We start from the raw sequence: 25409 nt of genomic DNA on the forward strand, positions 1-25409 counted from the left end.
GAAATTTCGCCTGCCGAGAATCGCAGGCGCTCACGCACACCCCCGATACCCCGAAGAAAGCTCCCAACGGACGCATGAATCCAATCGACAGGACGCCCGCTAGACGGCACACGGTCAAGACCACCCTCCTGTTCACGGCGCTGACACTCGCGGTCGCCGCTGCGGTGCTCATATCGGCTGGCACCGGGCAGCTTGAAATACCGCCCCAAGAGGTGCTCGGTTCGCTGCTGCACCGCATTGGCATCGACTGGCTCCCCATGCCCACGCACCCGGCTGGCGACGCGACACTCTGGACCATCAGGTTTCCGCGCATCGCGATGGCCGTGCTCGTGGGCGCGGGTCTCGCTGTGTCGGGTCTCATCATGCAGGCGATCTTCGGTAACCCGCTCGCCGAGCCCGGCGTGATCGGTATCTCGTCTGGCGCTGCCGTGGGCGCTGGCCTGTCAATCGTGTTTGGGCTCACTATTTTTGGCCCGTGGACCACGGCGGTGCTCGCCTTTGCTTCGGGGCTTGTGGCGACGCTCATCGTGTATGCGATGAGCCGCGCCGACGGCAAAACTGAGGTTGTCACGCTCGTGCTCACCGGTATCGCGGTGAACGCGATCGGTGGCGCGGCGATCGCGCTGCTCACTTTTCTTGGCGATACGCAGTCGCGCGAGCAGATTGTCTTCTGGCAGCTCGGCAGTCTGCAGGGCACCGGCTGGTCGCAGGTGCTCGTCACCGCGCCCGTCATCGTGCTCGGTCTCGTCGCGGCGTACGCGGCCGCGCACCGGCTTGACCTGCTCGCGCTCGGTGAGCGCAACGCCCGCCATCTCGGCGTGAACGTTGAGGCTCTGCGCATCGTGATGATCGTGATCGTCGCGCTACTCGTGGGCGCCTCGGTTGCTTTCGCGGGCATCATCTCGTTCGTGGGCCTCGTGATTCCGCACCTCATGCGCATGATTTTGGGACCTGCGCACCTGCCATTGGTCACAGGATCGGCGCTCGGCGGCGCACTGCTACTCACCCTCGCAGATCTCGGCGCGCGCACCCTCGTACCCATGGCCGAGATGCCAATCGGCATGCTCACGGCACTCGTCGGTGGCCCGTTCTTCTTTTGGCTACTACGCAGAACCCGCAAACGGAGTGGAGGCTGGGGATGATCGCCCGTCACATCACGCTGCCCGAGCGCGCGAGCGCTGGCGCACTCGTCTGCGCGGCTCAGGGCGTCAGCCTATCGCGCGGCGGGCGCGCGCTGCTCGACAATGTCTCGCTCGAGCTGCGCGCGGGCGAGGTGCTCGCTCTGCTCGGCCCCAACGGCGCCGGTAAGTCCACGCTGTTGAGCGTGCTCTCTGGCGATGTCACGCCGGATCAGGGCGCCGTGCAGTTTGGCGATCGCGGCATTCACGACTGGTCCCTCGTCGAGCTGTCGCGCCGCCGCAGCGTGCTACTGCAAGACAACCAGCTGCTGTTTCCGTTCACGGTGCACCAGGTAGTTGAGATGGGGCGAGCGCCCTGGCGGCGTACTGAACGCGAAGACGAAGACAACGAGGCGATCAGCGAAGCCATCGATTCGGCCGACATCGCCCACCTCGGTAACCGGAGAGTGCCGTCGCTGTCTGGCGGTGAGCGCGCCCGCGTCGCCTTTGCGCGGGTAACCGCCGGCCGCACGGGCGTGCTGATGCTCGACGAGCCCACCGCCGCGCTCGACATTGGACACCAAGAGTCGGTGCTGGGGCTCGCGCGCGACCGCGCCCTCGCGGGCGACGCCGTGCTTGTCGTGCTGCACGACCTGAACCTCGCTGCGGCCTACGCCGACCGCATCGCGCTGCTGCGCGACGGCGAGATCATCGCCTGTGATGCCCCCGAGCGGGTGCTCACCAGCGAGATCGTCAGCCACGTCTACCGCACGCCCGTTGAGGTGATCAAGCACCCGGTGACGGGACAGGGCATCGTGATGCCCAAGCGGCACTAGCGCGACTCAGTATCGAAACGACGAGTCGGCCCGATAAATACGTTTTTATCGGGCCGACTCGTCGTTTCAATGCCGTCTCGTGGCAGTTACGGGGCGATCCGGTTAGTTCTTGCCCTTGCGCTTGCCGCCGAGCAGCATGCCGCCGGTCACACCGATCACGAGCAGCGCGACCGCGCCAATGCCGATCGGCAGCCACGGAATCTCGGCGCCCGCCGTCGTGTCGGTCTCGGAGTCAAGCGGCATCAGACCGTCGTCGGGCTCCTGCTGCACCGGCTGATCAGTTGCGGTGAGCGCGCCGAGCTCGCACCCTGCGACCGTTGCTTTGAGCATCACCGGGTCGAGTTCTTCGCCCGCCACGTAGCTGCCGTAGGCGCCGTTGAGCGCGGCCGCTCCCTCGGCGGTGAGCCGCGGCACAACGCCGTCGATTTCAAGGTCTTGCCCGCCCGCTGTCACCGCGCCCTCAAGGTCGAGCTTCGCCGCGCGCACGGGAGTCTGCGCGACGCTCTCGCCCCCACTCGTCGTGTCAGACGAACCGATCGTGAGTACCAGGTAGGCGGTCTCGTCTGATTCAAACTCGACCTTTGGGTCTGCCAGGTCGAGGGTCATTGCGCCATCATGGCCGGTGAAGTGCACCGCACCGGTGAAACCGATCTCGCCCGCGTCGAGTTCGGGCGCGAGACTACCCTGCGCCTTATCCCAGATAAAGCTCGGGGTCTCGTAGCGCATATCGTCGCTCACGGTCCACTCGCCGTTAGCGATGCTGCCGCTAATGTACGACCGAAAGCTCTCTTTCACTCCCCAGGTGAACGACGCCTCGGTGACGTTGCAAGCGGCAACGTCGTTCGTCTGCAAGGGCATCGCCGGAGCAAGCTGCACCGGCGCGGCATAGGCCGGGCCTACAAGCGCCACTGCGGCGAGCGCACCCGCGCCGAGGCCTGTCATGAGTCGTGCGGCGGGGGTCAGACGGGGGCGGGGAGTGCTTGGCACGCGAGGTTCTCCTTGTAGAGCGTTGGGGTTCTTGTCAATGCTATGGGGTACTGCTGGGTGTGGCACGGCTGCCCGGTGCGCCACCGCTACTGCCCGCCGCGGCGCTGCAGCGCCACCAGGCCGCCCATCGCCGCGGCGATGATGAGGAGTGCGCCGGCGCCCACCCACCACAGCCACTCGGGGCCTGAACCTGCCGGGCCGATCCCCGCGGAGCTTACGGCGTCTGACTGCACACCCTGGGCCAGCTTCGCCTGAGCTGCCGCCTGCTGTTTCTTCTTCTCGGCTTTCACCTCGTCGGCGTCGAGCACTGTGAACACGGCTCCCGCGTCTGTGCTGCCCTGCACTGTGATCGTGTACTCCCCCGGTTTAAGGTCTTCGGGTAGGTTGCCGAGCCAGTTCACGGTGCCGGCGTCGTTTGCGCCTGCCGCCTCGTCGAGCACGGTAACGCCCGGGTACAGTGCCACGATCATCTCGCGCTCCCCCGGCTCGAATCCGTCTGCGGCGAACTCGAGCTCGGCCCCCGCGGTAATTTTGGCCGCGGGCGTGATGATCCGGATCCCTGCCGTGGTGGGTGCAGCCGCAGCGACGGTGCGCTTCTTGGAGGCATTGCTCACGGAGGTTGAACCGTAGCTAGCGCCGCTCGCGGCGCCGACGGTGAAGGTCAGCCCGTCAGCGGGCAGACTGTAGCTGTTGCCGCCGTCGGCGCCGCCGCTAAAGCCACCGCTCACGGGCACACCGCTCCAGGTGACTTCGCCGCCCGCGCCCACCGATTTAGACGCGGCACCGAGGTCGAGGGTGGCCCACTGGGCTCCGCCAGAATAGAGCACCGCGCTCGTGGGGCCGGTGACCCGAATCATGGGGTTTGTGACGCCCTCGCGCAGCAGCCCGTGGTGTCCGGTGTAGGTGACTGACCCCGTGTACTGCACTGACCCGGTGTGCGTGGCCGCGTCCCAGCTGCCGCCCGTGGCCTGCGGAAACAGGTAGGCGCCGCCCGAGGAACCGACACCGCTCGTGGTCACCTCTCCCTTTGCGATCGGGCCGGTGACGTAGTTCGCGAAGGCGGTCGAAACGCCCCAGACCAGGGAGCCCGCGGCCTGAGAACCGTTGCTGGCTGGCGGTGCAACGTCGGGTGTTCTCTTGTTTACCGTGATCTTCACGGCGCTCGAGACGGAGTGGCCGTAGTCGGCGCTGTCGGGGGTAAAGGTTGCGATGACCGAGTGGGCGCCGTCTGCAAGCTTGACAGTGGTGGTCGCCTGACCGTTAGGGGTCTGTACCGCGCCTCCCAGCCGCTTACCCCCCGACACGAACTCGACCGTGCCCTTGAGGTTCGGTTTGACCGCCGCGGTGAGAGTGACGGCAGCGCCCGAGTTGACGGAGGTTGCTGAGGCGCGCAATGTCGTCGCTGTGGGAGTTTTGCCCGTCACCGCTTCGCTCATGGGCAGCGAGAACGAGACTGGGTCAAGTGCCTCACCCGCGCCGTAAAACTCGCCGAGCGCGCTCGAGCCCGCCTTGGTGAGGGTCGCGGGTGCGTTTGTCCAGCTCAGGGTCTTACCCGTCGCTGCGGGGGCGGGCAGGTCGAGTGTTGCGACGGTTACCTGTTTCAGGTCGATCTCATCGCCCACGCTCGTCATCCCTGCGAACTCGCGCCCCGACACGTCCATGCGCAGCTCGCCCACCGTCGCCGACTTGACGACGACGCGGGGGTTCGTGAATGCGAGGTCGAGGGCGTAGGCCGTCTTTCCGTCAACATTCATTTCGTGGCCGCGCAGGTATGCGCCGTTGCCTTCGCCGTATGAAACGTTTGCCTTGCTACCGTCTGAGGTCGCAGTACCGGTGCCGCCCGTCCACGTGAACACGCCGTTTTTGCTCGCCTGGGTTGTGCTGCCCAGCGTCGAGATTGAACCGTGCGCAATGGTTCCCGTGATGTACCTGCGAAATGACTCTTTAATGCCCCAGCTCAGAGTTGCCTTGGAGACCGGTCCGGTGACTGGCCCTGCGGGCTTTTCGGTCACCCGCACCTGCGTCGTTTTCGTCGAGGTGGCGGGGGTGTACGCCTGCGCGTTCGCGGGCGTAAACTCTGCCGAGATCTCGTGCGTACCCGCCGCAAGCTGCGCTGTCGCAAGCGTGGCAGTGCCGCCGCTCACTTGCGCATTGCCCAGCGTTGTCGCGCCGGTGAAGAATTGCACGCGCCCCGCTGCGTCCTCGGGTGTCACCGTGGCGGTGAATGTCACCTTCGCGCCCACTTCAATGCTGGGACTCGACGCGGTGAGGTCAAGCGAGGTCGCTACCGGGCTCGGGCCCGGTGTTGCGGTGTCTTCGCCGCCCGTGGTTGAAAAAGTGAGCGGGTCGAGAGACTCACCCGCTTGGTAGAAGCCACCGAACGCGTCGCTACCGGCCTGGGTGAGCGTTGCCTGCGCGCTCGACCAGGTCAGCCGGTCACCGTCGACGTGTGGCTGCGGCAAGTCGAGCGTCGCAAACACGACGTCGGTGAAAGTGAAGGGAGAGCCCACCTCGGTCGGGCTGACATAGTCTCGCCCGCTGACGTCGAGCCGCAGCTCACCCGTGGTGGGCGAGGTGACGACCACGCGCGGCGCCGTGAATGCGAGATCGAGCGCGTATTCGGTGCTGCCGTTCACCTGCATGGGGTGCGACTGAAAGTGCACGCCCGAACCCTCACGAAAGGCAATGTCTGCTAGGTCGCCGGCGCCTCCGGCGGTGCCGGTACCGGCCGACCAGACGAACTCACCCTTCGCCGTCGGCTGCGCGACCGCCCCGCCGAGCAGCTCACTGCGCCCCTCGAATGCCGCAAAGTTGTAGATGTAGTTGCGGAAGGAGCTCTTCACGCCCCACGTCAGCGACCCCGCCGCAACCTGCACCTCAGACTGAGCTGCGCTGGGCTCTGTTGCACGGGCCTGCGCCGCGCTTTGCGCCGTCTCCTGTGCAGGCGCAGCTGGGCCTGCCTGGTCACTCTCCTCTTGCGCCGCGTGTTCACCAGCGCCCGCTAGTTCTTCGAAAGTCTCAGGCGCGGGGGCCTCGGGCGCGGGCGATTCAGTGGCCTGCGCTTCGGGGGCTGCCTGGGTGTGCTCAGTGGGAGTCTCGGCCTGGTCGCTGGGCACGGCCTGATCCGGAGCGAGCGAAGCATCGACCTGAGGCTGCGCGGTCTCGGCCGCCTGCACCGTGCCTGGTGCGTCGCCCACTGCGTGGGCGGCGGGGGCCGCCAGCAGCGCCCCGCTCGCGATGAGAGCAGCGATGAGCGCAGAGTTGAGGGCGGCAGATCCGAGCCGGGCCAGGCGTGATCGTGCAGACATGCGGGACTCCCCTAGAAAGTGTGTGGGTACAGCGGTGAAACGGTGCGTGCGCGAGCCTGAGCTGGCTCGCGCACGCACCTCGTGCGCGTGTTTCTGCGTCGCGAGTTACTTTGCGGCGTCGGGCTTCGGCGCGCGGTAGAGGAAGGCGGCCATCGCCTCGCGGGTCACGTCGGCCTTGGGTAGGTAATTCGGCTTCTTCGTGCCGTTCGCGTTACCCGTCGAGATGTTCATCTGGCTCATCCAGAGGATCTCCTTGTAGAACTTGTCGCCCTTCTTCATGTCTGCGAAGGGAGACGCGGTGAGCGGCTTGGGCTTCGTCGTCTCATCGGCGCGGTACAAGAAGGCGGCCATCGCCTCGCGGCTGATCTCGCTCTTGGGATCGAACTTGTAGGTGTTATTCGCCTGCTTCGTGCCTGTTGAAATGCCAGACGCGGCCATCCAAGCAATCTCCTTGAAGAACTTGTCGCCCTTCTTCACGTCGGTGAAGTTCACTGAGCTTGGTTCCTTGTAATTCGCTGGCGCGTACTGACGGAAGAGGAAGGCGGCCATCGCTTCACGCGTCACGGACTCTTTGGGGAGGTACTTCACAGAGTTGTCTGGCTGCTTCGTGCCGGTCGAGATACCCTCGGTGAACATCCAGGCGATCTCTTTGTAGAACTTGTCACCCTTCTTCATGTCAGTGAAGGGGATGGTGACCTCGGGCTTCGTCTCGTCCTTCTTGAAGACTGCGTCCCACTGTGCGTCGGTGATCTCTAGGTCGGTCTGGGCCAGGAAGCGATCGTCATTCAGATTGCCGTGCGCGCGCCACGAAACGACCGCGTACTTCTCGTTACGATCGAGTTTCTTAGCCTCAGCCGAAATCGTGCGCGTCACCGCGCCATTGGCGATGAACGTCTTGTACGCGAAGTCTACGGCTGCGGCAGCGTCTGCGCCCTCACTCAGAGCCGCTACGTTATCACGCTCGATAAGCGCAAGGTACACCCCGGCATCAGCCTTGCCTGTGTCGGTGACATCTGCTGCTTCGCGCAGTGTGATGCCCTCAACCGTGGCTTCAAACTTGATACCGGCCTCGGTAGCGCTGGTGACGGTTGCAGTTACTGCCGGGTCTACCGCCGGCTCCGGATCAGGAGTTTCGTCGGTTGACGCGAAGGTGACGGGCGTGAAGGTCTCAAACGGCGCGTATGTAGCACCGCCACCGGGATAGGTAACGATGCCGTACTGTCCACCCTCGAGCGCTTCGGTAGCGTTGGCCTCAACTGTAAGCGTGGTTTCGAAGGTGCCATCTGCCGCGAGCTCGATCGCTCCGGGCTGTGTCGAGATGATAGGCAATTCTGAGGCGTGCACGCCCCACTTCACATCGAGGTTCTTACGAGCGTTTGCAGGCGCGCTCTCGCTCGGCTTCCAGGTGTTCAGGTACGAACCAAAAGCGATGTACGCGCCGGTGAACTTACCCTGCAGCGGCTGACGCTTACCCGTGGTCTCGGGGTCCTTGGGCAAGAAACCTGCGCCCTTCACCGTTACCTCGTGCGCAACCGTCGGGTCGAGGTCAGTGACACTCGAAGTCACTGTGACAGTCGGCTGTACTTCGGTGACCGGCCCGAACACCTGCTCCCACTGCGCAGCGGTGACCGTCAGCGGTGCAACATTAAAGATCGTTTCGCTCGATGGAAGCGTGTGTCCCTGCCACGAAATCAACTCATACGACTTGGTGCGGTCGAGATCTGCAGCTTTCGCGTTGAACGTTGCCGTGCCAGCCCCATCGGGCAAGCGAGATTTGGTCACCCAGTCAACTGCGATGCCCATGTTGGACTGGCTGAGCTCAGACGATGTGCCTTCTTCGATGAGCGCGACGTACGCACCGTTGGCGCCCGTAATGCCCGTAAGCGCGCCCGAAATAGTGAGGCCAGTGCTCGTGGCCTCGGTAACACTAGCCGTAAGCGTCGTAGCCGCTGCTTCTGCTGAAGCACCTTCAACTACGGCCCCGAAAGCACCCACCGGCGCTGCCATCGCCGCGGTTGGCGCGAGCGCCAACCCGCTGGCCACTACCAGCGCAGTTGTAGCCGTCGCGAGCACGGAGGTAAACCGGTTCCTCACGCTCTTTTGTGTACTCATTCCGAGCGCACTCCTTTGTATTCTTGAGCGACTTATCAACACTTGCCGCTCATCCGACTTAACTTAGGTTGCCCTTACTGAGGCAGGCCGTTGTATAGTCTGACGAATATCATCTGATGATGCAAGTCGTAGGCAAACATTGGCTTCGCACGCAGCCTCACCTCACTGGTCTCCACTACAAATCGCACAATTCGTAGTACAGACACGACAAGCGCGCTTAACACTCAGGCCGCGAGCATCGCGGTCAAGCCTGTGTGTTCGCGTGGCATGCGCGCGTACACTGGGCGCAGACCGTCGCACAGGAGGAACCCCATGACGCAGCACCCCGATACCAATCACCCCTACCCCTTCCAGCTGTCAGACGACGAGTGGCGAGCACGCCTCAGCCCGGCCGAATACCAGGTTTTGCGCCAGGCCGGCACCGAACGCCCCGGCACCGGCGAGCTGCTCGACGAAGAACGCGCGGGTCTCTACACCTGCCGCGCGTGCGGTAACGAGCTCTTTCTCGCCGGCACCAAGTTCGACGCCGGATGCGGCTGGCCCAGCTTCTACGAGAGCGTGCGCGCGGGCGCAGTGCAGTACCTCGAAGACACCTCAATGGGCACGGTGCGCACCGAAGTGCGTTGCGCCAACTGTGGTTCACACCTCGGCCACGTGTTTCCCGACGGCTTCGGCACGCCCACCGGCGACCGCTACTGCATGAACTCGGTCGCGCTCGGTTTCACGCCTGAGGCGGACGCGTGACGACCGCCCTTGAGGCGCTGCAGCGACGCAGATCTCGCTCCAAGCTCACTGATCCGGCGCCCTCGCCCGAAGAGCTCGCGAGCCTCGTCGCAGCTATGACGAGCGTCGCTGATCATTCGGGTCTGCGACCCTGGCGCCTTATTGAGCTGCGTGGCGACGCGCGCAGCGTCTTGGGCGAGGCGCTCGCAGAGGCCGCGGGCAAGCCAGACAAGCGCGACAAGCTCATCGCGAAGGCGCAGCGCGCCCCGCTCGTGCTCGCGCTTGTCGTAAGCCCGCGCAAGAGCGACAAGGTGCCGCTCTGGGAACAGGAGGCAGTCGCCTCGGGCGTCGCGCACTTACTCTCGCTGCTGCTCGACGAGGCGGGCTGGGGCGTTATCTGGCGCACCGGGCCGTACACCCGCGACCCAGCTGTGCACGCGGCGCACCTGCTGGGCGAGGCCGAGTATCTGCTCGGCTGGCTGTACATTGGCACAGCTCCGGATCAGGGCAAGCCCTCCAAGCCGCGCAAACCCCTCGACATGGGCCAGCACCTCTCGGCGCTCTAGGCCTGCCCCGCAGTCCCCAGGCTGCTCGTTCGCGTCATTCTGCGCGAGCCGCCCACTCCCGTCATTCTGCGCGAGCCGCCCGCTCCCGTCATTCTGCGCAATCCGCCCACTCCCGTCATTCTGCGCAATCCGCCCATTCCCGTCATTCTGAGCGAGCTTGCGAGTCGCAGAATCCACATCCCGTTGACCAGCAGAGTGGATCCTGCGACTCCTTCGTCGCGCAGGATGACGCGGGAGGTGCTGCGCAGGATGACGTGGGGAGATACGCGCTTGTGAGCGCGCGGCTCCGGCGAAAAACGCTTCGACTTCTTCTTGGAGCCGCCTATCGGACTCGAACCGATCACCTGCAGTTTACAAGGCTGCTGCTCTACCAGATGAGCTAAGGCGGCATGTGGGCGGTCACTGCGTGACCGCCCTTAGAGATTCTACTCTGAGTCAGTCGATTTCTTCGAATCGGCCTTGTTCGTGTCGGCCTTCTTCGCGTCATCCTTCTGCTCGAACTCGCCCTTAACCTTCAGCAGGTACGACTCCAGGTCACCGTCGCGGGCCTGGTTCCACTGCTTACCGTTGACGATCACGGTGGGCGTCGACACGAGGCGCTGCGGGCCCTCGGGCTGCGGCGTCACACCGTCAGAGCTGAGCATGAACTCGCCCTTCGCAAGCCCCAGCACGCCGGTCTCGCTCACCTGCTTCCAGTTACCGTCGATGAAGCTCGCGAATTCCTTGTTCTTGACGCACTGCTTCAGCTCAGTGGTCAGCTCGGCGCCAGCCTCCTTAGCCTGATCAAGCAGCTGATCATCGGTGAGACCCGTCGTGCCTTCGGCCGGCTGCACCTCTGCGCTCAGCAGTCGGTTGTGCAGCTTGAACGCCACCTCGGGCTGCTGGTCGACCACGCAGCTAAAGGCGTTGGCGGCGCGCGTCGAGTACTTCGTACCCAGCGACTGCCCATCGAGGAAGTTGATCGGGTACACCTGCAGGTTCACGTCGCCGGTGCCGACGTAGTTCTCGAGCATCGTGCCGTACTGCTGCTCGAAGTTGCCGCACGCGGGGCACATGTAGTCAACGTACGCGGTGACATCGAGGGGCAGCTTCTTACGGTCCACCTCGGGGGCTTCACGCTGAGCGTCTGCGGGCAGCGCCGGCCCTTCAACGACCTTAAGGTCCTTCGTGAACACCGCACCGCCCGACGCCATGTTCGCCGGGCCGGGGCCCGCGGGCTTCATGCTCGTCATGACCACGAGGGCCACGACCGCGAGCACCGCGAGCACGCCAAGCACAATACCGCCCTGCAAGAAGAGCCGGTTGCGCTTCTGACGCTTCTTCTCTTGTTCGCGTGCCTGGCGAGCCTGCTCGCGTGCTTGTTCGCGCCGCTCGTTCTTCGTCAGGCGCGTATTAGATTCGTTTGCCATAAAATTCTCCAGTTCAGCCCGCTCGCGCGGAGACTGCGGTTAAGCCGATGCCTACTACTTCTTCTTGTTAGCGCGGCGTTCTGCGCGGTTCTGCGGCTCGGCCGCATCATCGCCAGCAACCTGCTGCCCAAAGGCGCCTCGCTGTGCGGGAGCGGCCTTCTTCTTCCCGGCCTCAGCACCGCTCTCAGCGGGTGCACCGTCTTCATCGGGGGCCGTGTAACTGAGCTTGGACTTATCAGGCGCAGACTGATCTTCGAGTCCGCCACCCTCCAAGTGCACGTGATCCTGGGGACCTTCTGCGGGGCGTACCTTCACCTCAAGGTTGTAGAGCATGCCCATCGACTCTTCCTTGATCTGACCCATCATGCCCTCGAACATGTTGAAGCCTTCACGTTGGTATTCGACGAGGGGGTCACGCTGCGCCATCGCGCGCAGTCCGATGCCCTCCTTGAGGTACTCCATCTCGTAGAGGTGATCGCGCCAGCGGCGGTCGATCGTGGCGAGTACCACGCGACGTTCAAGCTCACGCATCGCTTCGGTACCCAGCGCCTCTTCGCGGTTCGCGTATGCGACCTCGGCGTCAGACATGATCTCGGTGCGCAAGAATGCTTTGTCGACGCGGCTCGTGCCAGCCTCGGCCATCAGCTCATCGACGGTGATGCCGACGGGGTACACCTGCTTCAGGTCGGCCCAGAGAGCGTCAAAGTCCCAGTCTTCACCAGCACCGTGCGAGTCGAGGATCGCGTCGATCGTTGCCTCACGGAACGACGAGATGCGGCTCTCGATCTCTTCGCCGTCAAGGATCTGCTGGCGCGAGCCATAGATCGACTTGCGCTGGCGGTCGAGCACATCGTCATACTTGAGCACGTTCTTGCGGATCTCGGCGTTGCGCGCCTCTACCTGGCTCTGCGCGCTCTGAATCGCGCGCGTCACCACCTTTGACTCGATCGCGAGATCGTCGGGGAAGCTATCGCGGTTCATGAGGGCCGCTGCCGCACCCGAGTTGAACAGGCGCATCAGGTCATCTGCGAGTGACAGGTAGAAGCGGCTCTCGCCGGGGTCACCCTGACGGCCCGAACGACCGCGCAGCTGGTTATCGATACGGCGCGACTCGTGACGCTCGGTGCCGAGCACGTAAAGCCCGCCAGCCGCGGCCACCTTCTCGGCTTCCACCGAGACGGTCTCCTTCACCGCTTCAAAGACGCCATCCCAGGCCTCTTCGTAGGCTTCGGCGTCTTCCTCGGGCGACAGCCCGCGAGCGGCCATCTCCTGCACGGCCAAGAACTCGGCGTTGCCGCCGAGCATAATGTCTGTACCACGGCCTGCCATGTTCGTTGCGACGGTGACGCCGCCCAGTCGGCCTGCCTGCGCGATGATCGCAGCTTCACGTGCGTGGTTCTTCGCGTTCAATACCTCGTGTCGCACGCCCGCCTTCGCGAGCAGACGCGAGAGGTACTCGCTCTTCTCGACGCTGGTGGTACCGACGAGCACGGGCTGGCCCTTTTCGTGGCGCTCGGCGATATCGTCGACGGCCGCTTGAAACTTTGCCTGCTCGTTCTTGAAAACGAAGTCGGACTGGTCCTTGCGCAGCAGTGGCTTGTTCGTCGGAATCGGCACGACGCCCAGCTTGTACGTCGACATGAACTCGCTCGCCTCGGTCTCGGCGGTACCCGTCATGCCCGACAGCTTCTCGTAGAGGCGGAAGTAGTTCTGCAGCGTCACGGTGGCGAGCATCTGGTTCTCTGCCTTAACCTGCACGCCCTCCTTCGCCTCAATAGCCTGGTGCATGCCCTCGTTGTAGCGGCGGCCCGCGAGAATACGACCCGTGTGCTCATCAACGATCATGACCTCGCCGTTGAGCACGACGTAGTCCTTGTCGCGCGTGAACAGCGCGTTCGCCTTAATCGAGTTGTTCAAGAACGAGATCAGCGGCGTGTTCACCGACTCATACAGGTTCGTAATGCCGAGGTAATCTTCGACCTTCTCGATGCCGGGCTCAAGCACACCGATCGTGCGCTTCTTCTCGTCAACCTCGAAATCCTCGCCGGCCTTCAGCTTCTTCGCGATGCGCGCAAACTCACCAAACCAGCGGTTCGCGTCACCCGATGCCGGGCCCGAGATGATGAGCGGGGTACGCGCCTCATCGATCAGAATCGAGTCGACCTCATCGATGATGGCGAAGAAGTGGCCGCGCTGCACACGTTCTTCTGCCGTCGACGCCATGTTGTCGCGCAGGTAGTCGAACCCAAATTCGTTGTTGGTGCCGTAGGTGATGTCGGCCTCGTACTGCTGGCGGCGCACAGTGGGATCCTGCCCCGACACGATGCACCCGGTGGTCATGCCGAGCGCACGGAAGATGCGGCCCATCAGTTCGCTCTGGTAGTTCGCCAGGTAGTCGTTGACCGTAATGACGTGCACGCCCTTGCCGGCGAGCGCGTTCAGGTATGCGGGCATAGTTGCTACGAGCGTCTTACCCTCACCGGTCTTCATCTCAGAGATGTTGCCCATGTGCAGGTTCGCGCCACCCATCACCTGCACAGGGAAGGGGTGCAGGCCGATCGTGCGCCGCGCTGCTTCGCGTACCGCGGCAAACGCCTCGGGCAGCAGGTCGTCTAGGGTCTCGCCCGCCGCGAGGCGTGCCCGAAATTCGGTGGTCTCTTCGCGCAGCTCTTCGTCGCTCAAATCAGCGAACGAAGATTCAAGCTCATTGACGAGCTTCGCCTGACGCTCAAGCTTTCGAAGCGTGCGGCCTTCGCCGACGCGAAGCAGCTTCTCGAGAACTGTTGCCACGTTGTCACTCCTGTAGGTTGTGCCCGGGATTCGAGCCGCATCGCTAGGTCACGTTCGTTGCCGAATCGTGACAACACCTCAGCTTAGCAATGCCTGGCCGCAGTACAGCTGGATACGCCCCAATCTGCAGAAGTTGCGCCAAGAGTGAAATTGGGTGCGCTCGCTCGTAGCCTGCGCGTGCTCGTTGCTTTATGCACATCGCTCCGGATCCGGGCCGTACATCAGACGCCGCAGTAACGTCTCGGCCGGGCCACCAACGCTGGCCTGACGCGTGTCACGGGACGTTCGAGCCAACGATGTCGCGCCGCCAACATGCCCAGCAGCACCGCGCTTGGAACGAGCAGAGCAGCCACCGGAACGCGAGATCACGCCGGCATCGCCGTTCTAACTGGTCACCCCAGTCAAGTAGGCGTACAGCAGCACTTTCATCAACATCGCTGGGTCATACGGGGCGCGCCCTTTCCGGTTCTCGTATGACGCGTACACGAGAGAAGAGGTCGAGGGAGCCATCAACGAGCTCGGAAATGAAACGGGCTCCTTCGTCTTCGCCTAGCCAGTCGTCCAGGCTAGGTGGGAGGAGGTGTTGTTGCTGATCGTAGAGACGGAACCGCTTGTCTGCCCCCGCGGGCCGGCTGGTGTCAGTGGGTGCAGGCTGCCCGAGTCTTTCATTACTCACGAGTCGGCATCGAAATGACGAGTCGCCACGGTAAAAGCGTACTTATCGTGGCGACTCGTCATTTCGATGCATAGTCCTACTTGCTCTCGGATGCGGCTACAGGGCAGAACGCATTACCGCCCCACACACCTAAATGAGCTGTCTGCCGGCATTCAAACGGCACGAACCAGGCCACACACAGGCGCCAAGACATCGTGCGGCCAAAAGTGGGTGTTATCAGGACCGATAACACCCACTTTTGGCCGCACGCCCCCTTTGCCAGAGGAGTCGATCTTCGGTGCAACGGATGCGGGGCAAAAGCCGCATTCGCCTGGGCATAAAAAACGGGGGCGGTCCGAAGACCGCCCCCGCCCCGGGGTTGGACGCGCGTCACAACCCGGGCACGTTCACATCTGCTACTCGCTGAGCGAGATCACGCCGTAGTTCCACCCCTTGCGGCGGTAGACAACGCTCGGCTTGCCCGTCTCGACCTCGATGAAGAGGAAGAAGTCGTGGCCGACGAGCTCCATCTGGTCGACCGCGTCCTCGGTAGTGAGGCGCTCGGCCGGAAACTCCTTTGAGCGAATCACGACGGGGTTGTACTGCTCGTCGGGGGCCTCGCCCGTTACGACAGGCACGGCGCCCGTCGCCACCGCTTCGAGGACTTCAAGCGGCGCCGGCGTAACGTCGACCATGTCGAACCCTGCCGTAGCTGCGTCACCCAGTGAGGTGCGGCCGCGGCCGCGGCGATCTGCTCGACGGTCCTTGAGTCGACGAATGCGCTCGAGCACTCGGCCATACGCGATATCGAAGGCGGTGTACTTGTCGCCGCCGACCGACTCTGCGCGAATCACCGGTCCCGGTCCGATGAGCGTGATCTCAACGACATCACCGTGCTGCGGGCTGCGATCGCTCTGGCGCGACACGCGCACCTCGAACTTCTGAGCCTTGGGCAGCAGGCCAGCCACCTTCTCCGACTTTGTGCCGACATAGTCTTCAAAACGATCCGTGATGCCGACGTTCTTGCCGCGGATGTGCACGTCCATGGTGACCTCCCAAATGACTCAGGCGGGTGGGCCGATCTAGCGCACCGTTACGCCTTTCACGAATGCTACTCCACCAGACGCACCGCGTGCCACCCTAAGTATTCTCGGGCGTTCCCTCGTACGCCACGGCGGCCAACACTGCGACCGCGACTACCCGCGCCCCTGCGGCCGTGAGCACGTCGCACGCCGCCCGCACCGTCGCTCCCGTCGTCAAGATGTCGTCGACCACGATCACGTCTCTGCCGCGCACGACGTCAAGAAACTCGTGCCGCACGGCCACGCGCGCCGCGTTTTGCACGCGTGCGGCCGCTTCGAGGCCCACCTGCCCGCGTCGCCCGCGGGTCGACCGCAGCGCACGCACGTGTCTCGCCGGATCCGGAACAGATTGCAGGGCGACCTTGAGTGCCGTCTCGACGTGGCGAAATCCACGCGCTCGCACCCGCGCCGCGCGTGAGGGCGCCGCGACGATGAGCGGGGGCGATGACGCGTGCCGCAGGGCGGCCGCGAGCGGGTGCGCAAGTTGCGCACCCAGGGGCCGCGCAAAACCGGCCCGGCCACCGTGCTTGTAGGCGACCAGCGTCTCGCGCAGCACGCCAAGGTAGGGCCCACGCGCGTAGGCAGGCACCCGCGCGAGCGTACTTTCAATAGTGAACGGCCGCGCGCTCGCGAGCGCTTCTCGGCAGGTATGACACAGCGCGCGATCGGCCGCTCCGCAGCCTGCGCAGGCGACAGGCCACACGAGCGCGGCAAGGTCGGGCAGCAGGTCGTGTGCGACCCAGCTTGCCGCGAAGCGTGCCCGAGCGCGTGCCCAGGCCTCAAGCGCTCTCCTCATGTTCCCAGTGTGCCCAGCACGTGACGCGAGCGGGGCGCACTCGAGAAATCTGTGGATAACCTGTCGCTACCCCCGCTTTGCGAGCAGTTCGATCTCGTCGTCGCCCCGCTGCCACCCGGCCGCCTGTGGGGCATACAGCTCGCCGCTGTCGCTGAGCACGCGCAGCTGCGGGCGGGCGCCGCCACCCGAGACCAGCACGCCTCCCGGCACAGATCCCTGCGCTTCGTCGAACCGCCCCGGGCCGCCACTGGTCACCTTAGTTGTCGAGCTGTCGCGTGACAGCACCGCCCAGCGTGCCCCACCCACCCAGTCGAAGTCGACGGGGTCACCGGTCACCCACATCGCGGTCTCAGCGGTGTCTGTCGTGCGCACGGGCGCCCCGGCTTCGTCACGCACAATACCGGCGAGCAGCAGTTGCGCACCGTGCTCGCTGTCCACGAGCGCTGCGATGCGCGCACCGTCGGGGGCGAGCCGCACCGCCGTGACCTCGAGCCCCTCAAGCCACGGCGTCACAATCGAGATGGGAGTACCGTCTGCTCCCGTGGCCAGCAGCTGCCCCTTGGGCGTGGCTGTCCACAGGTACCCGAACAGATCGATCGACGGGGCGAGTTGCTTCGCTCGGCCGTCAGCCAGCTCAGCACTGTCGACGTCGAGCAGTGTCACCCCCTGATCGCCGAGCACGGCCACCCGCGTGCCGTCGAGAGACAGACTGATGGCGCGCGGGCGCAGCGCTTCAACGCGGTCGGCGAACCCCTGCATCGGCACAAACTCACCCGCCGAAAGCTCACCCAGCTCGCCGTCCACAAGCACCGCGGGAACACCGACTTCTTTCACCTGTCTGGGGTCGATGCCGCCGCCTCGTTCGCGCAGCGGCGTGCCTTCTACCAGCAGCTCAAAGCCGTTCACGCCGGGTATGCCCTGCAGGCTGTACTTGAGCTGCTGGCGTATCGCCGCAATTTCTTGCGGGTTCGCTTCGAGTAGCTCGGGGCTCATATCAATACGTGCACGACCGTCGACGACGGGCACTGACTTTGAGATCAGCGACGTACCGGCGGGAAACCCGCTCTTAAAGCTCTCACGCATTCCCTCCGTCGGCCCCGCCACGAGCGCGGTGACCACCTCGGTCGGCAGCGCGGCTCGCGCGATGAACCATCGCGTCTGCGGCACCAGCACCCGGCTCGCGCCCACGAAGTACAGCTGCTGTTCAGTCCAGATCGACAAAAACGTGCTCTTGTCGAGAATGATGCCGCTCGGTGCCGACGAGATACGCCACTGACCACCGACCCGTTCAAACTCAAACCGCATGCCCGTTGCGGGCCCCGGTTCGACCGGCAGCATCTGACCGGCAGCATCGATCTTCGCGGTCGCGCTCAGCGACAGCACCCCCGCCGTGTCCCCGTCTGCACGAAACGTTCGCGCGCCCTCATCGACCAGCACCCCGTAATACGGGTCCCACTGCGCAGCGTAGTCGTTGGCGAGAAATTCCCGCGCCACCGCGTAGTTGTCTGCGCTCGACACCGCGGCCGCTACAAACCCGCGCGCCACGTCCTCTTGACTCGCGTCGATCTCTGGCCCGGCCGCTGTGAACTGGTAGTACTGCTCGGCCTGTTCGAGGTCGGTGAGGCCCACCTCGACCTTCCCAGCTCCCGGGATCGCTGCGCACCCGGCAAGCGCGGTCGTAAGCGCCGCGACCGCCGCGAGGCACATGATCCGGATCTTTCGAAGCTGTCGTTTCGTGCTCACTGTCGCTTCTCCCTTCGGATCAGGCGTGCCGGGCGTTTGAGCCAGCGGCTCGTGACCGTCGAATCGGTTTCTGTGGCGATGTAGCCCTCAGGTATCAGCGGGAGCGGCGAGACGAAGCTGTTGACGGCGTCGCCGCGGGGCAGGGTCAGCCTAAAGGTTGTGCCCTCGCCCAGTCGTGACCAGACCTCGAGCAGCCCGCCGTGCACGGCAGCGTCTTCTTGTGCGATCGCGAGCCCGAGCCCCGTGCCGCCGAGCGTACGTTTGCGTGACGGGTCAGCGCGCCAGAACCGGTCAAACACGTGCACGGTCTGTTCTTCAGACATGCCGATGCCGGTGTCGCGCACGGTCACCGCGACAGCGGTCGCGTTTGAGTCCATGGTCACGATGATCGGCTCGCCCTCGCCGTGTTCAATCGCATTGCCGATCAGGTTTGACACGATGCGATGCATGCGGCGCGGGTCAACGTCGATGGGCGCGTAGCCGCCGACCGCGTTCACCGTGATCTCGCCGGGCGAGAGTGGGCGCAGCGCGTCAGCGACTCCTTCGACCAGTTTCACGAGGTTAGTGGGTTCCGTTTCGACCGTCACCCGCCCCGCGTCATAGCGCGAGATTTCGAGCAGGTCTTCCAGCAGCGATTCGAAGCGTTCAACCTGCGTGCCGAGCACCTCAATTGCCCGCTGCTGCCCGGGCGCGAGCCCGCCCGATCCGGCCTCGAGCACTTCACTCGCGAGCCTGATGGTGGTGAGCGGCGTGCGTAGTTCGTGCGACACGTCTGACACGAATCGCTGCTGCATCTCAGACAGTTGATCGAGTTCGTGGATGCGCGACTGCAGTGTGTCTGCCATGTTGTTGAAGCCTTCAGACAGCACGTCGAAGTGCTCGTCGTTCTGCCGCGGCATGCGCGCCCGCGCCTCGCCCGCGGCCAGCCGGCGGCTCGTGTCGGCCGCCGCTCTGATCGGGCGAAACACGATGCGTGAAATGATCCACACGAGAATGCCGATGAATGCCATCATTACTGCGGCGGTTGCGAGCAGCGTGCGCTGCACGAAATCGAGCGTGTCTTGGGTGTCGGCGAGGCTGTACCCGATGAACAGGTCGTAGTCGCCTGCCCCGGCCGGAAACGTGAGCGTCGACGCCACAATGATGCCCGGCGCGGGTACGCCATTTTCGCCCACAAACGTGACCGCTTGCCACAGCTGCGGTTCGTCACCGTTCGCGACGGCGGCCGATAGTTCGCTCGTGACCGCGTCGGGCAGCATGTCGTTGGTGCGTGACGCGGTGGGGGCGTCGGGAAACGCTGGCTGCCCGGGCTGCCTGCGCAGGTAGACCAGCTGACTCGAGGAGGTGTCTTGCACCGTACGGCGTACCGTCGCAGACAGCGTCGACAGGCTGCCCCGGTCTGAGGCGTCGATCTGCCGCTGCGCCGCGAGTGTGGCGCGAGCCGAGTCCTGTAGCGCTTGGTCGCGGCGCGACGAGTACAGGTCGTCGCTCACGCTCGTCACAATGAACACGCCCGCCACGAGAATCGTGAACCCGGTTACAAGCCCCGTCACCGTCATCGTGCGCAGCATCAACGACCTGCGCCACTTCGCTCGAAACGGGCCGAGCACCGGGTGTGTCAGCTTCACCCAGCGCAGCCGCCACCTGCGCAGCGTGCGTTGCACGCGGTTGCGGCTCGCGGGCACGACGACTACGCCGTTTGGGCGCCGGCGCGGTAGCCGACGCCGCGCACCGTGGCCACGATGGTGGGGTGATCGGGGTCTTGCTCGATCTTGGCGCGCAGGCGCTGCACGTGCACGTTGACGAGCCGCGTGTCGGCTTTGTACTGGTAGCCCCACACCTTTTCGAGCAGCACCTCACGCGTGAACACCTGCTGCGGTTTGCGCGCGAGAATGGCGAGCAGATCAAACTCGAGCGGAGTCAGCGAAATCGGTTGGTTACCCCGGCGTACCTCGTGTGCTGACACGTCGATCGTGAGATCACCAATGCGCAGCGTCTCGCTCGCTTCTTGCTGCGGTTCACGCAGCCGCGCACGTATGCGGGCGATCAGCTCGACCGACTTGAACGGCTTCACGACATAATCGTCGGCGCCCGCTTCGAGCCCGCGCACCACGTCGCGGGTGTCGGTGCGCGCCGTGAGCATGATGATGGGCACACCCGACTCTGTGCGAATGCGCTCGCACACTTCAATGCCGTCTAGCCCGGGCAGCATCACGTCGAGCAACACCAGGTCGGGTTTCATGCTGCGAAACAGCTCGACCGCGTCGGTGCCGTCTGCAGCGTGCTCGGTTTCGAAACCCTCGGCCTGCAACGCCATGCTCAGCATTTCGGCGAGTGCCCTGTCGTCATCAACCACCAAGATGCGCGCGCTCATGAGTCCCATTATGGCTGTAATCCAGTGAAACCGGTGAACGTGAGCGCGTGGGCGCGGCTCAGTAGTGCTCGAAGTGGCCGGGCAAGAGCTCCCACGGCTCGCGCCCGAGGTACTCGCACACGGCCTGATACACGCAGTGCTGCACAAAATACCGGCGGTGTTCGTCGTCGTTCACGTGCAGCCCGCGAGCCCGCTGAATGGGCATCCGAAACATCATGATCGTGCTTGTGCTGCGGTCGATGGAGTAGAGCAAAGGAAACTTGCTCTCGCCCTTTTGCCCGGGAGCCGTCTGAAATCCGATGCGCACCCCGCGTAGTTCTTCAGGAAAGTGGGACTGCAGCAGGTGCACCGCACCGCGCGCGTCGGCCTCGAATCGGTTGAACCGGCTGTGCGGGTTCGGCAGCGTGGGGCCGGTAATTGACGACCTAATGGGCCTTCGTTCATGCCGTCTGCTCACCGACGAACGCGATGCGCTGGCGCGCTCGCTCCCAGATTTCTTGCGACCAAACATATGTTGCAGTCTACGCCGCTACCTGGTGTATACGGTCAGCGTGCCGTCGCGCTGGCTCGGCGGCAGCACAGGGTAGGCGGCAATGTTTGCGCCCTCGAGATACCGCACACCGGCGTACACGTCACCCGTAGCGCTGAGCTCGGCGCCCGCGGGCACCTTGACGGCCTTCGCTTGGCCGGCAGACAGTTTGCTCACCGACTCCTTACCCTTTGCATCGGTGACGGTCACCTCGACCGATCCCTCCCCCGGGTGCACCACGAACACTTCGCCGCCAGAGACGACGGGAACGGCGACTTGCTCGCCCTCGGCGATTCGCGGGGCGGGGGTAAACCATTCGTAGTCGTGGTCTGCGCCCTTTTGCGCGGCCCCGAGCGCAGCCGCCACGACGGGCACGGATGATGTCACCTCGATGGCAGCAGCCCCCTCGGGCCAGGTCGTCACGAGCAGCTCGCCCACGGCGCCCGCCTGCAGTTCGATCTCGCCGAGCGCGGTCAGGTGGCCCTTCGCGTCGAGCGCGCGCACCGAGGCGGTGCCGCTTTCACCGCCCGGCGCGAACGCGCGCACGGTAACCGGGTACGGGTCGCCCTCGCCCGCATCGCTCGGCACGTCGGGGTCTGCCGGCGCGTTCGCCACGCCCACGATCACAAGTTCGGTGTCGGGTACCGCCTGCCGGTCGACAGAAGACACGCCAAACGACTCGAGTCCCACGCGGTGCCCCACGCTGAGCGCGGCGGTGACGGGCGCACCCGTGCTTGTGACGCGCACCGCGAGCCGGGCGCGGTCGGGGGCGTACCCGTTGAGCGACACCGTGTGCTGCGTGCCCGGCGCCACGATCACGCCCGCCGTCTGCACCGCGTCGACCTCGCCTGCCTCGTCAAACACGGTCACTTGCACGGTCGCGGGCACCAGACCGGGGTTGCCGATTGTGAGCGTGGTTGTTACGCCCAGGTTCGTCGCACCCCCTATGAGCCACTGTTCATTGAGCGGTTCGGCGCACGCGCTCGCGACGGCTCCACGCAGGGTTTCGGTCGATACCTGCTGCAGCTGCGCGGCCGCGATCGAAGCCTCTCCGCTCGCGGTAAACACCTGCGGCAGCCCCGGCTCACCCACGGCGCGAGCGAGCGTACGGCCCTCTGCTTCGGCCCCCGCATACGCGATCTCGGGAGCCCCGGTGGGCAGCGCGACATCTGGCTGCGCCGGATCAGCACCAAGCTCAGCAAAACCGCCATCGCACACGAGAGTGCGGGCCGTATTGTGTGTCGTGTCTGCCGTGAGCGCGAGCGGCTGTCGCTCCACCGTGGGAGCGTCGTACAGCCCCACGAGCACGACCGCACCCGCGGCGGCAGCAACCACGAGGGCCCCCACCGACGCCCGAATTCCTACGGCGAGCCGGGTCTTTGCGTGCGTCATGAGCGCTTCCTCACTTTGGCGGCGCGCGGTTGTTTGCGGCGCTTCTCGGGCCGCCACGTAACCTCACCTGTGGGCAGGGCGAGCAGCAGCATACCCAGCAGCACGACGATCTGGCCGAGCCAGATGGTGTGGCCGCTGATCGAGGTGCCGTCGAGCTGCTCGGTGCTGTCGCCCGGCACCTCGCCCGCTGCACGCGAGTCCGTCACCCGCCACAGCAGCCCCTGATCGGTAAGATTCGACGTGGCAAGCGCCGCATTTTGGTCGAACACGCGCTGGAGTTGTGCGCGCTCCACGTCGTCGCCACCGTTCCCAAGCAGCACAAACCCGATGTGTGCTTCGCGCAGGGCGTCGCTCATGTCGGCGCCCCCCTCGCTCGCAAGCCCGGCGGTGATGTCTGCCACGGCCAGATCCTCTTCGGTTGCCTCGGGCGCTTCGGGGGCCGATCGAATCTGGTCGAGCCGCTCCCCCGATCCGGTCACGAGCGCAGCCTGCACCGTGTGCGGGGCCTTCGCTTTGAGCACGAGCGTGCGCACGCCGGGGTCGGTTTCGCCCGCGGCGCGCACGATGGCCGGCATCTGGGTTGATCCGGCAGCGAAAGGCACCTGGCCTGTCGTGAGCTGCGCGCCGAGCGGCAGGATCGCAATGACCGCTCCCACGAGCGCGAGCGAAGCCGCGGGAGTTGCGGCGCGGCGCAGCGCCGTAGCGCCGAGGCCCGCGAGACCGAGCACCGACAGCCAGTAGACCGTGAGGCCAGATCCCGCCCACAGCGCGACCGCGGTGTCGCCCAGCACGACGAGCCGGAGGTGGTCAGCCGCGAGCGCGGTGATCATGCCGAGGCCGCCCGTGAGCGTAAGAAACACGGTCGATTTGACCTGTGCGGTGACGGCGCCCGCGACCGCGAGCACCGCGATGGGGGCGAGCATGAGCCCGACAAGCAGCGTTGCGGGGGGCCCGCCAAAGCCAAAGCCGTCGAGCAGTTCACCCCAGCCCTCGAGCCCAAACTGGGCGAAACCGAGCAACATGTGCCAGGTCGTGCCCGGGGTGTAGTTCTGTGTGACACCCGGGTCAATGAGCAGGTCGAGCGCGCGCCCCTCGATCACGCAGATCGCGATTTTGGGGGCGAACAGTACGAGCGGCACGATCGCTGTCGTGAGCACGCGTGCGATCCCGCGCGCCGAGATCACAAGCCCGGCGACAAGCATGACCACCGCGGCGGGCAGTAGCGTGGGCGCTGCCGCAAGCGCGATGCCAGCGAGCATAGAAGCCGTGCCCGCCCAGCTCCACGATTCCCTGCAGCGCGACGCCGCGAGCAGCAGCCAGGGCAGCACGATCGCGAGAATCAGGCTGGGCAGTCGTCCCGAGGCGAGCGCGCCGAGCACGACAGGGCTCAACGCGTACCCCAGCGCTACGAGCGCGCGGCCCGCCTTCGACTCAGTAAGCCCGGCAGCCCAAATCCAAGCGCCCAGCGCAGCAAGCGGCACCGCCACAATGAGCAGCAGCACGACCGCGTGTGAAGGGGTCCAGAACGTGAGCGTCCCCACGAGGGCGAGCACCCACGTGAACGGGTCTGCGGCGACGCCGTCGACAATGCGCGTGTTCCACCACAACTCGCCAAACGAGCTGAGCGGCAGCAGTCCGCCACCCACGAGACTCGTGCGGGGCAGCGCCCACCAGGTGAGCGCGATCGCAGCCACCACGGCGGCCGTTACGACGGCAAGCCCTCCCGAGGAGATGAAGTGCAGCTCTCGCCGCAGCCGACCGGTTGAGGCGAGCACGGCTTCGCGGTCGATCATGCGCGCGGTGCGCACGGACTTTGGGTCGATACGCAGCCCGCGTATCGCACCCCAGCCCACCTTCGACCCGCGCCCCAGCCTGCGACGTGAAGCGATGAGCGCGTGGGGCTTGAAAAACACGGTGAACGCGGCCACGAACTCGCCCAACATGTGGCCCGGCTGTTCACGAATCAGCGCCCACAGCACGCGCACGAGCCCATACAACGGTAGGCCCAGCCACTCGAGAAACGCGACGGGTGCGGGTGCGTACGTGATGCGTCGGTGCAGGTGCGAGGCGCGCGCCTGTCGATGCGCCGCGCGCATCACGCCCGCACTGCGGTCAATGCGGGGGCCCGCGACGCCGCTGCGCGCAAACCGTACCCGCGCCTCGGGTGCGACTTCAACGCGGTGACCCGCGAGCCGCGCGCGCACGCAAAAGTCAAGTCCGTCGTCATACACGGGTAGCGCTGCGTCAAAACCGCCAAGCTCGGCCCACACGTCGCGGCGCACAAGCATGCCCACTGGGCCCACGCCCATGACGTCTTGGAGGTGATCGTACTGCTGTTGATCAAGTTCTTGCCGCCGCAGCATCCAGCGCGCACCGTAGCGGGTGAGGCTCTGGCCAAGCTCGATGATGCGATCTGGGGCGTCCCAGTCGACGATCTTGGGGCCGGCGACCACCACTGAGGGTGCACGCTGCACGCGACCCAGCATCGCCTGCAGCGCTTCTGGCTCGGGGCATGAGTCTTCACTCAAGAACCAGAACCATTCGTTAGCGACATTGGGGTCGCCGTTCGCGGCTGTGCCTGGCTGCTCGTCTGGCTGCAGGCCGCCGTGAATCGGCTCGATCGCGGTGCCGTCAGACACCGGCAGCGTGGGACCCTCCCCGATCGAAGTGACCGCCTGCGCGATGGCGCGCCCAAACGATACCCGCTGGTTGATGCCGATCACCCGGTCTGCGCCGCTATCAAGCAGCTGTGCGGCGAGTTCACTGCCGCCGCCGTTATTCACCGCAATGATCGCTGCGGGGGCCGCTTGTTGCGCGGCTATCCCAGCGATGGTCTCTTCGAGCCATGTACCGCCCCGCTGGGCGACCAGAATGGCGGTTACTCTCGTGCGCATAGTCGGGCCCAGTCTAGGGGGATCTTGGTGTGTGCGTGCTGAAGCCATGCCGTCATGTGCTTCGAATGTGTTCACGCGACCGTCACGTCGCGCTC

General features: G+C 65.1%; 18 protein-coding genes and 1 tRNA gene. 4 read left to right on the forward strand and 15 right to left on the reverse strand.

Annotated features, from left to right (window positions below):
* Positions 1–74: 74 nt before the first annotated feature.
* Positions 75–1142 (forward strand): FecCD family ABC transporter permease, encoded by a 1068-nt coding sequence (locus ACXR2W_RS03295; RefSeq protein WP_458812203.1) that lies wholly within the window; start codon positions 75–77, stop codon positions 1140–1142.
* Entirely contained in the window at positions 1139–1954 is an 816-nt protein-coding gene (locus tag ACXR2W_RS03300; protein ID WP_458811923.1) for a heme ABC transporter ATP-binding protein, read from the forward strand. The genes ACXR2W_RS03295 and ACXR2W_RS03300 overlap by 4 nt, the downstream gene beginning before the upstream one ends.
* A 102-nt stretch (positions 1955–2056) precedes the next feature.
* Here ACXR2W_RS03300 and ACXR2W_RS03305 read toward each other — a convergent pair whose 3' ends face one another.
* The 3 genes from ACXR2W_RS03305 to ACXR2W_RS03315 form a co-directional block, all read right to left on the reverse strand.
* The gene (locus tag ACXR2W_RS03305) at positions 2057–2941 is read right to left on the reverse strand and encodes an HtaA domain-containing protein (protein ID WP_458811926.1); all 885 of its coding nucleotides are present in this window, start codon (positions 2939–2941) and stop codon (positions 2057–2059) included.
* An 86-nt stretch (positions 2942–3027) separates the two neighbouring features.
* Positions 3028–6249, reverse strand: a complete 3222-nt coding sequence (locus ACXR2W_RS03310; protein WP_458811929.1) for an HtaA domain-containing protein — start codon at positions 6247–6249, stop codon at positions 3028–3030.
* A 105-nt stretch (positions 6250–6354) separates the two neighbouring features.
* Positions 6355–8361 carry an S-layer homology domain-containing protein gene (locus ACXR2W_RS03315; protein WP_458811932.1) on the reverse strand — a complete coding sequence of 669 codons (2007 nt, stop codon included), beginning with the start codon at positions 8359–8361 and terminating at the stop codon, positions 6355–6357.
* Between the two features lie 312 nt (positions 8362–8673).
* On the opposite strand from ACXR2W_RS03315, the gene msrB reads away from it, so the two are divergent.
* Entirely contained in the window at positions 8674–9105 is a 432-nt protein-coding gene (gene msrB, locus ACXR2W_RS03320; protein ID WP_458811935.1) for a peptide-methionine (R)-S-oxide reductase MsrB, read from the forward strand.
* Positions 9102–9650, forward strand: coding sequence for a nitroreductase family protein (locus tag ACXR2W_RS03325; protein WP_458811938.1), 549 nt, complete (start codon positions 9102–9104; stop codon positions 9648–9650). The genes msrB and ACXR2W_RS03325 overlap by 4 nt, the downstream gene beginning before the upstream one ends.
* A 313-nt stretch (positions 9651–9963) precedes the next feature.
* On the opposite strand, the gene ACXR2W_RS03330 is transcribed toward ACXR2W_RS03325, so the two are convergent.
* The 12 genes from ACXR2W_RS03330 to ACXR2W_RS03385 form a co-directional block, all read right to left on the reverse strand.
* Positions 9964–10039: transfer RNA gene (locus ACXR2W_RS03330), tRNA-Thr, on the reverse strand.
* 36 nt (positions 10040–10075) lie between these two features.
* Positions 10076–11059 (reverse strand): DsbA family protein, encoded by a 984-nt coding sequence (locus ACXR2W_RS03335; RefSeq protein WP_458811941.1) that lies wholly within the window; start codon positions 11057–11059, stop codon positions 10076–10078.
* A 54-nt stretch (positions 11060–11113) separates the two neighbouring features.
* The gene (secA, locus tag ACXR2W_RS03340) at positions 11114–13849 is read right to left on the reverse strand and encodes a preprotein translocase subunit SecA (RefSeq protein ID WP_458811943.1); all 2736 of its coding nucleotides are present in this window, start codon (positions 13847–13849) and stop codon (positions 11114–11116) included.
* 384 nt (positions 13850–14233) lie between these two features.
* Positions 14234–14359, reverse strand: coding sequence for a transposase (locus tag ACXR2W_RS03345; RefSeq protein ID WP_489948824.1), 126 nt, complete (start codon positions 14357–14359; stop codon positions 14234–14236).
* 561 nt (positions 14360–14920) lie between these two features.
* A complete protein-coding gene (hpf, locus tag ACXR2W_RS03350) occupies positions 14921–15550 on the reverse strand; it encodes a ribosome hibernation-promoting factor, HPF/YfiA family (protein ID WP_458811946.1) in 630 nt (209 codons plus the stop codon).
* A gap of 94 nt (positions 15551–15644) precedes the next feature.
* A complete protein-coding gene (locus ACXR2W_RS03355) occupies positions 15645–16382 on the reverse strand; it encodes a ComF family protein (protein WP_458811949.1) in 738 nt (245 codons plus the stop codon).
* Between the two features lie 66 nt (positions 16383–16448).
* Positions 16449–18125 (reverse strand): LpqB family beta-propeller domain-containing protein, encoded by a 1677-nt coding sequence (locus ACXR2W_RS03360; protein ID WP_458811952.1) that lies wholly within the window; start codon positions 18123–18125, stop codon positions 16449–16451.
* Positions 18122–19810 carry an MtrAB system histidine kinase MtrB gene (mtrB, locus tag ACXR2W_RS03365; RefSeq protein WP_458811955.1) on the reverse strand — a complete coding sequence of 563 codons (1689 nt, stop codon included), beginning with the start codon at positions 19808–19810 and terminating at the stop codon, positions 18122–18124. Before mtrB ends, ACXR2W_RS03360 begins: the two co-directional genes overlap by 4 nt.
* A gap of 5 nt (positions 19811–19815) precedes the next feature.
* Positions 19816–20499: an MtrAB system response regulator MtrA gene (gene mtrA / locus ACXR2W_RS03370; protein ID WP_458811958.1), complete on the reverse strand. Its 684-nt coding sequence runs from the start codon at positions 20497–20499 to the stop codon at positions 19816–19818.
* Between the two features lie 58 nt (positions 20500–20557).
* Positions 20558–21010, reverse strand: a complete 453-nt coding sequence (locus ACXR2W_RS03375) for a metallopeptidase family protein (RefSeq protein WP_458811961.1) — start codon at positions 21008–21010, stop codon at positions 20558–20560.
* A gap of 18 nt (positions 21011–21028) precedes the next feature.
* Complete coding sequence (locus ACXR2W_RS03380; RefSeq protein ID WP_458811964.1) at positions 21029–22420, reverse strand: DUF5719 family protein; 1392 nt, start codon at positions 22418–22420, stop codon at positions 21029–21031.
* Positions 22417–25314, reverse strand: a complete 2898-nt coding sequence (locus tag ACXR2W_RS03385) for a glycosyltransferase (protein WP_458811967.1) — start codon at positions 25312–25314, stop codon at positions 22417–22419. Before ACXR2W_RS03385 ends, ACXR2W_RS03380 begins: the two co-directional genes overlap by 4 nt.
* Between the last annotated feature and the right edge of the window lie 95 nt (positions 25315–25409).

Source organism: Leucobacter faecis, assembly GCF_054456695.2.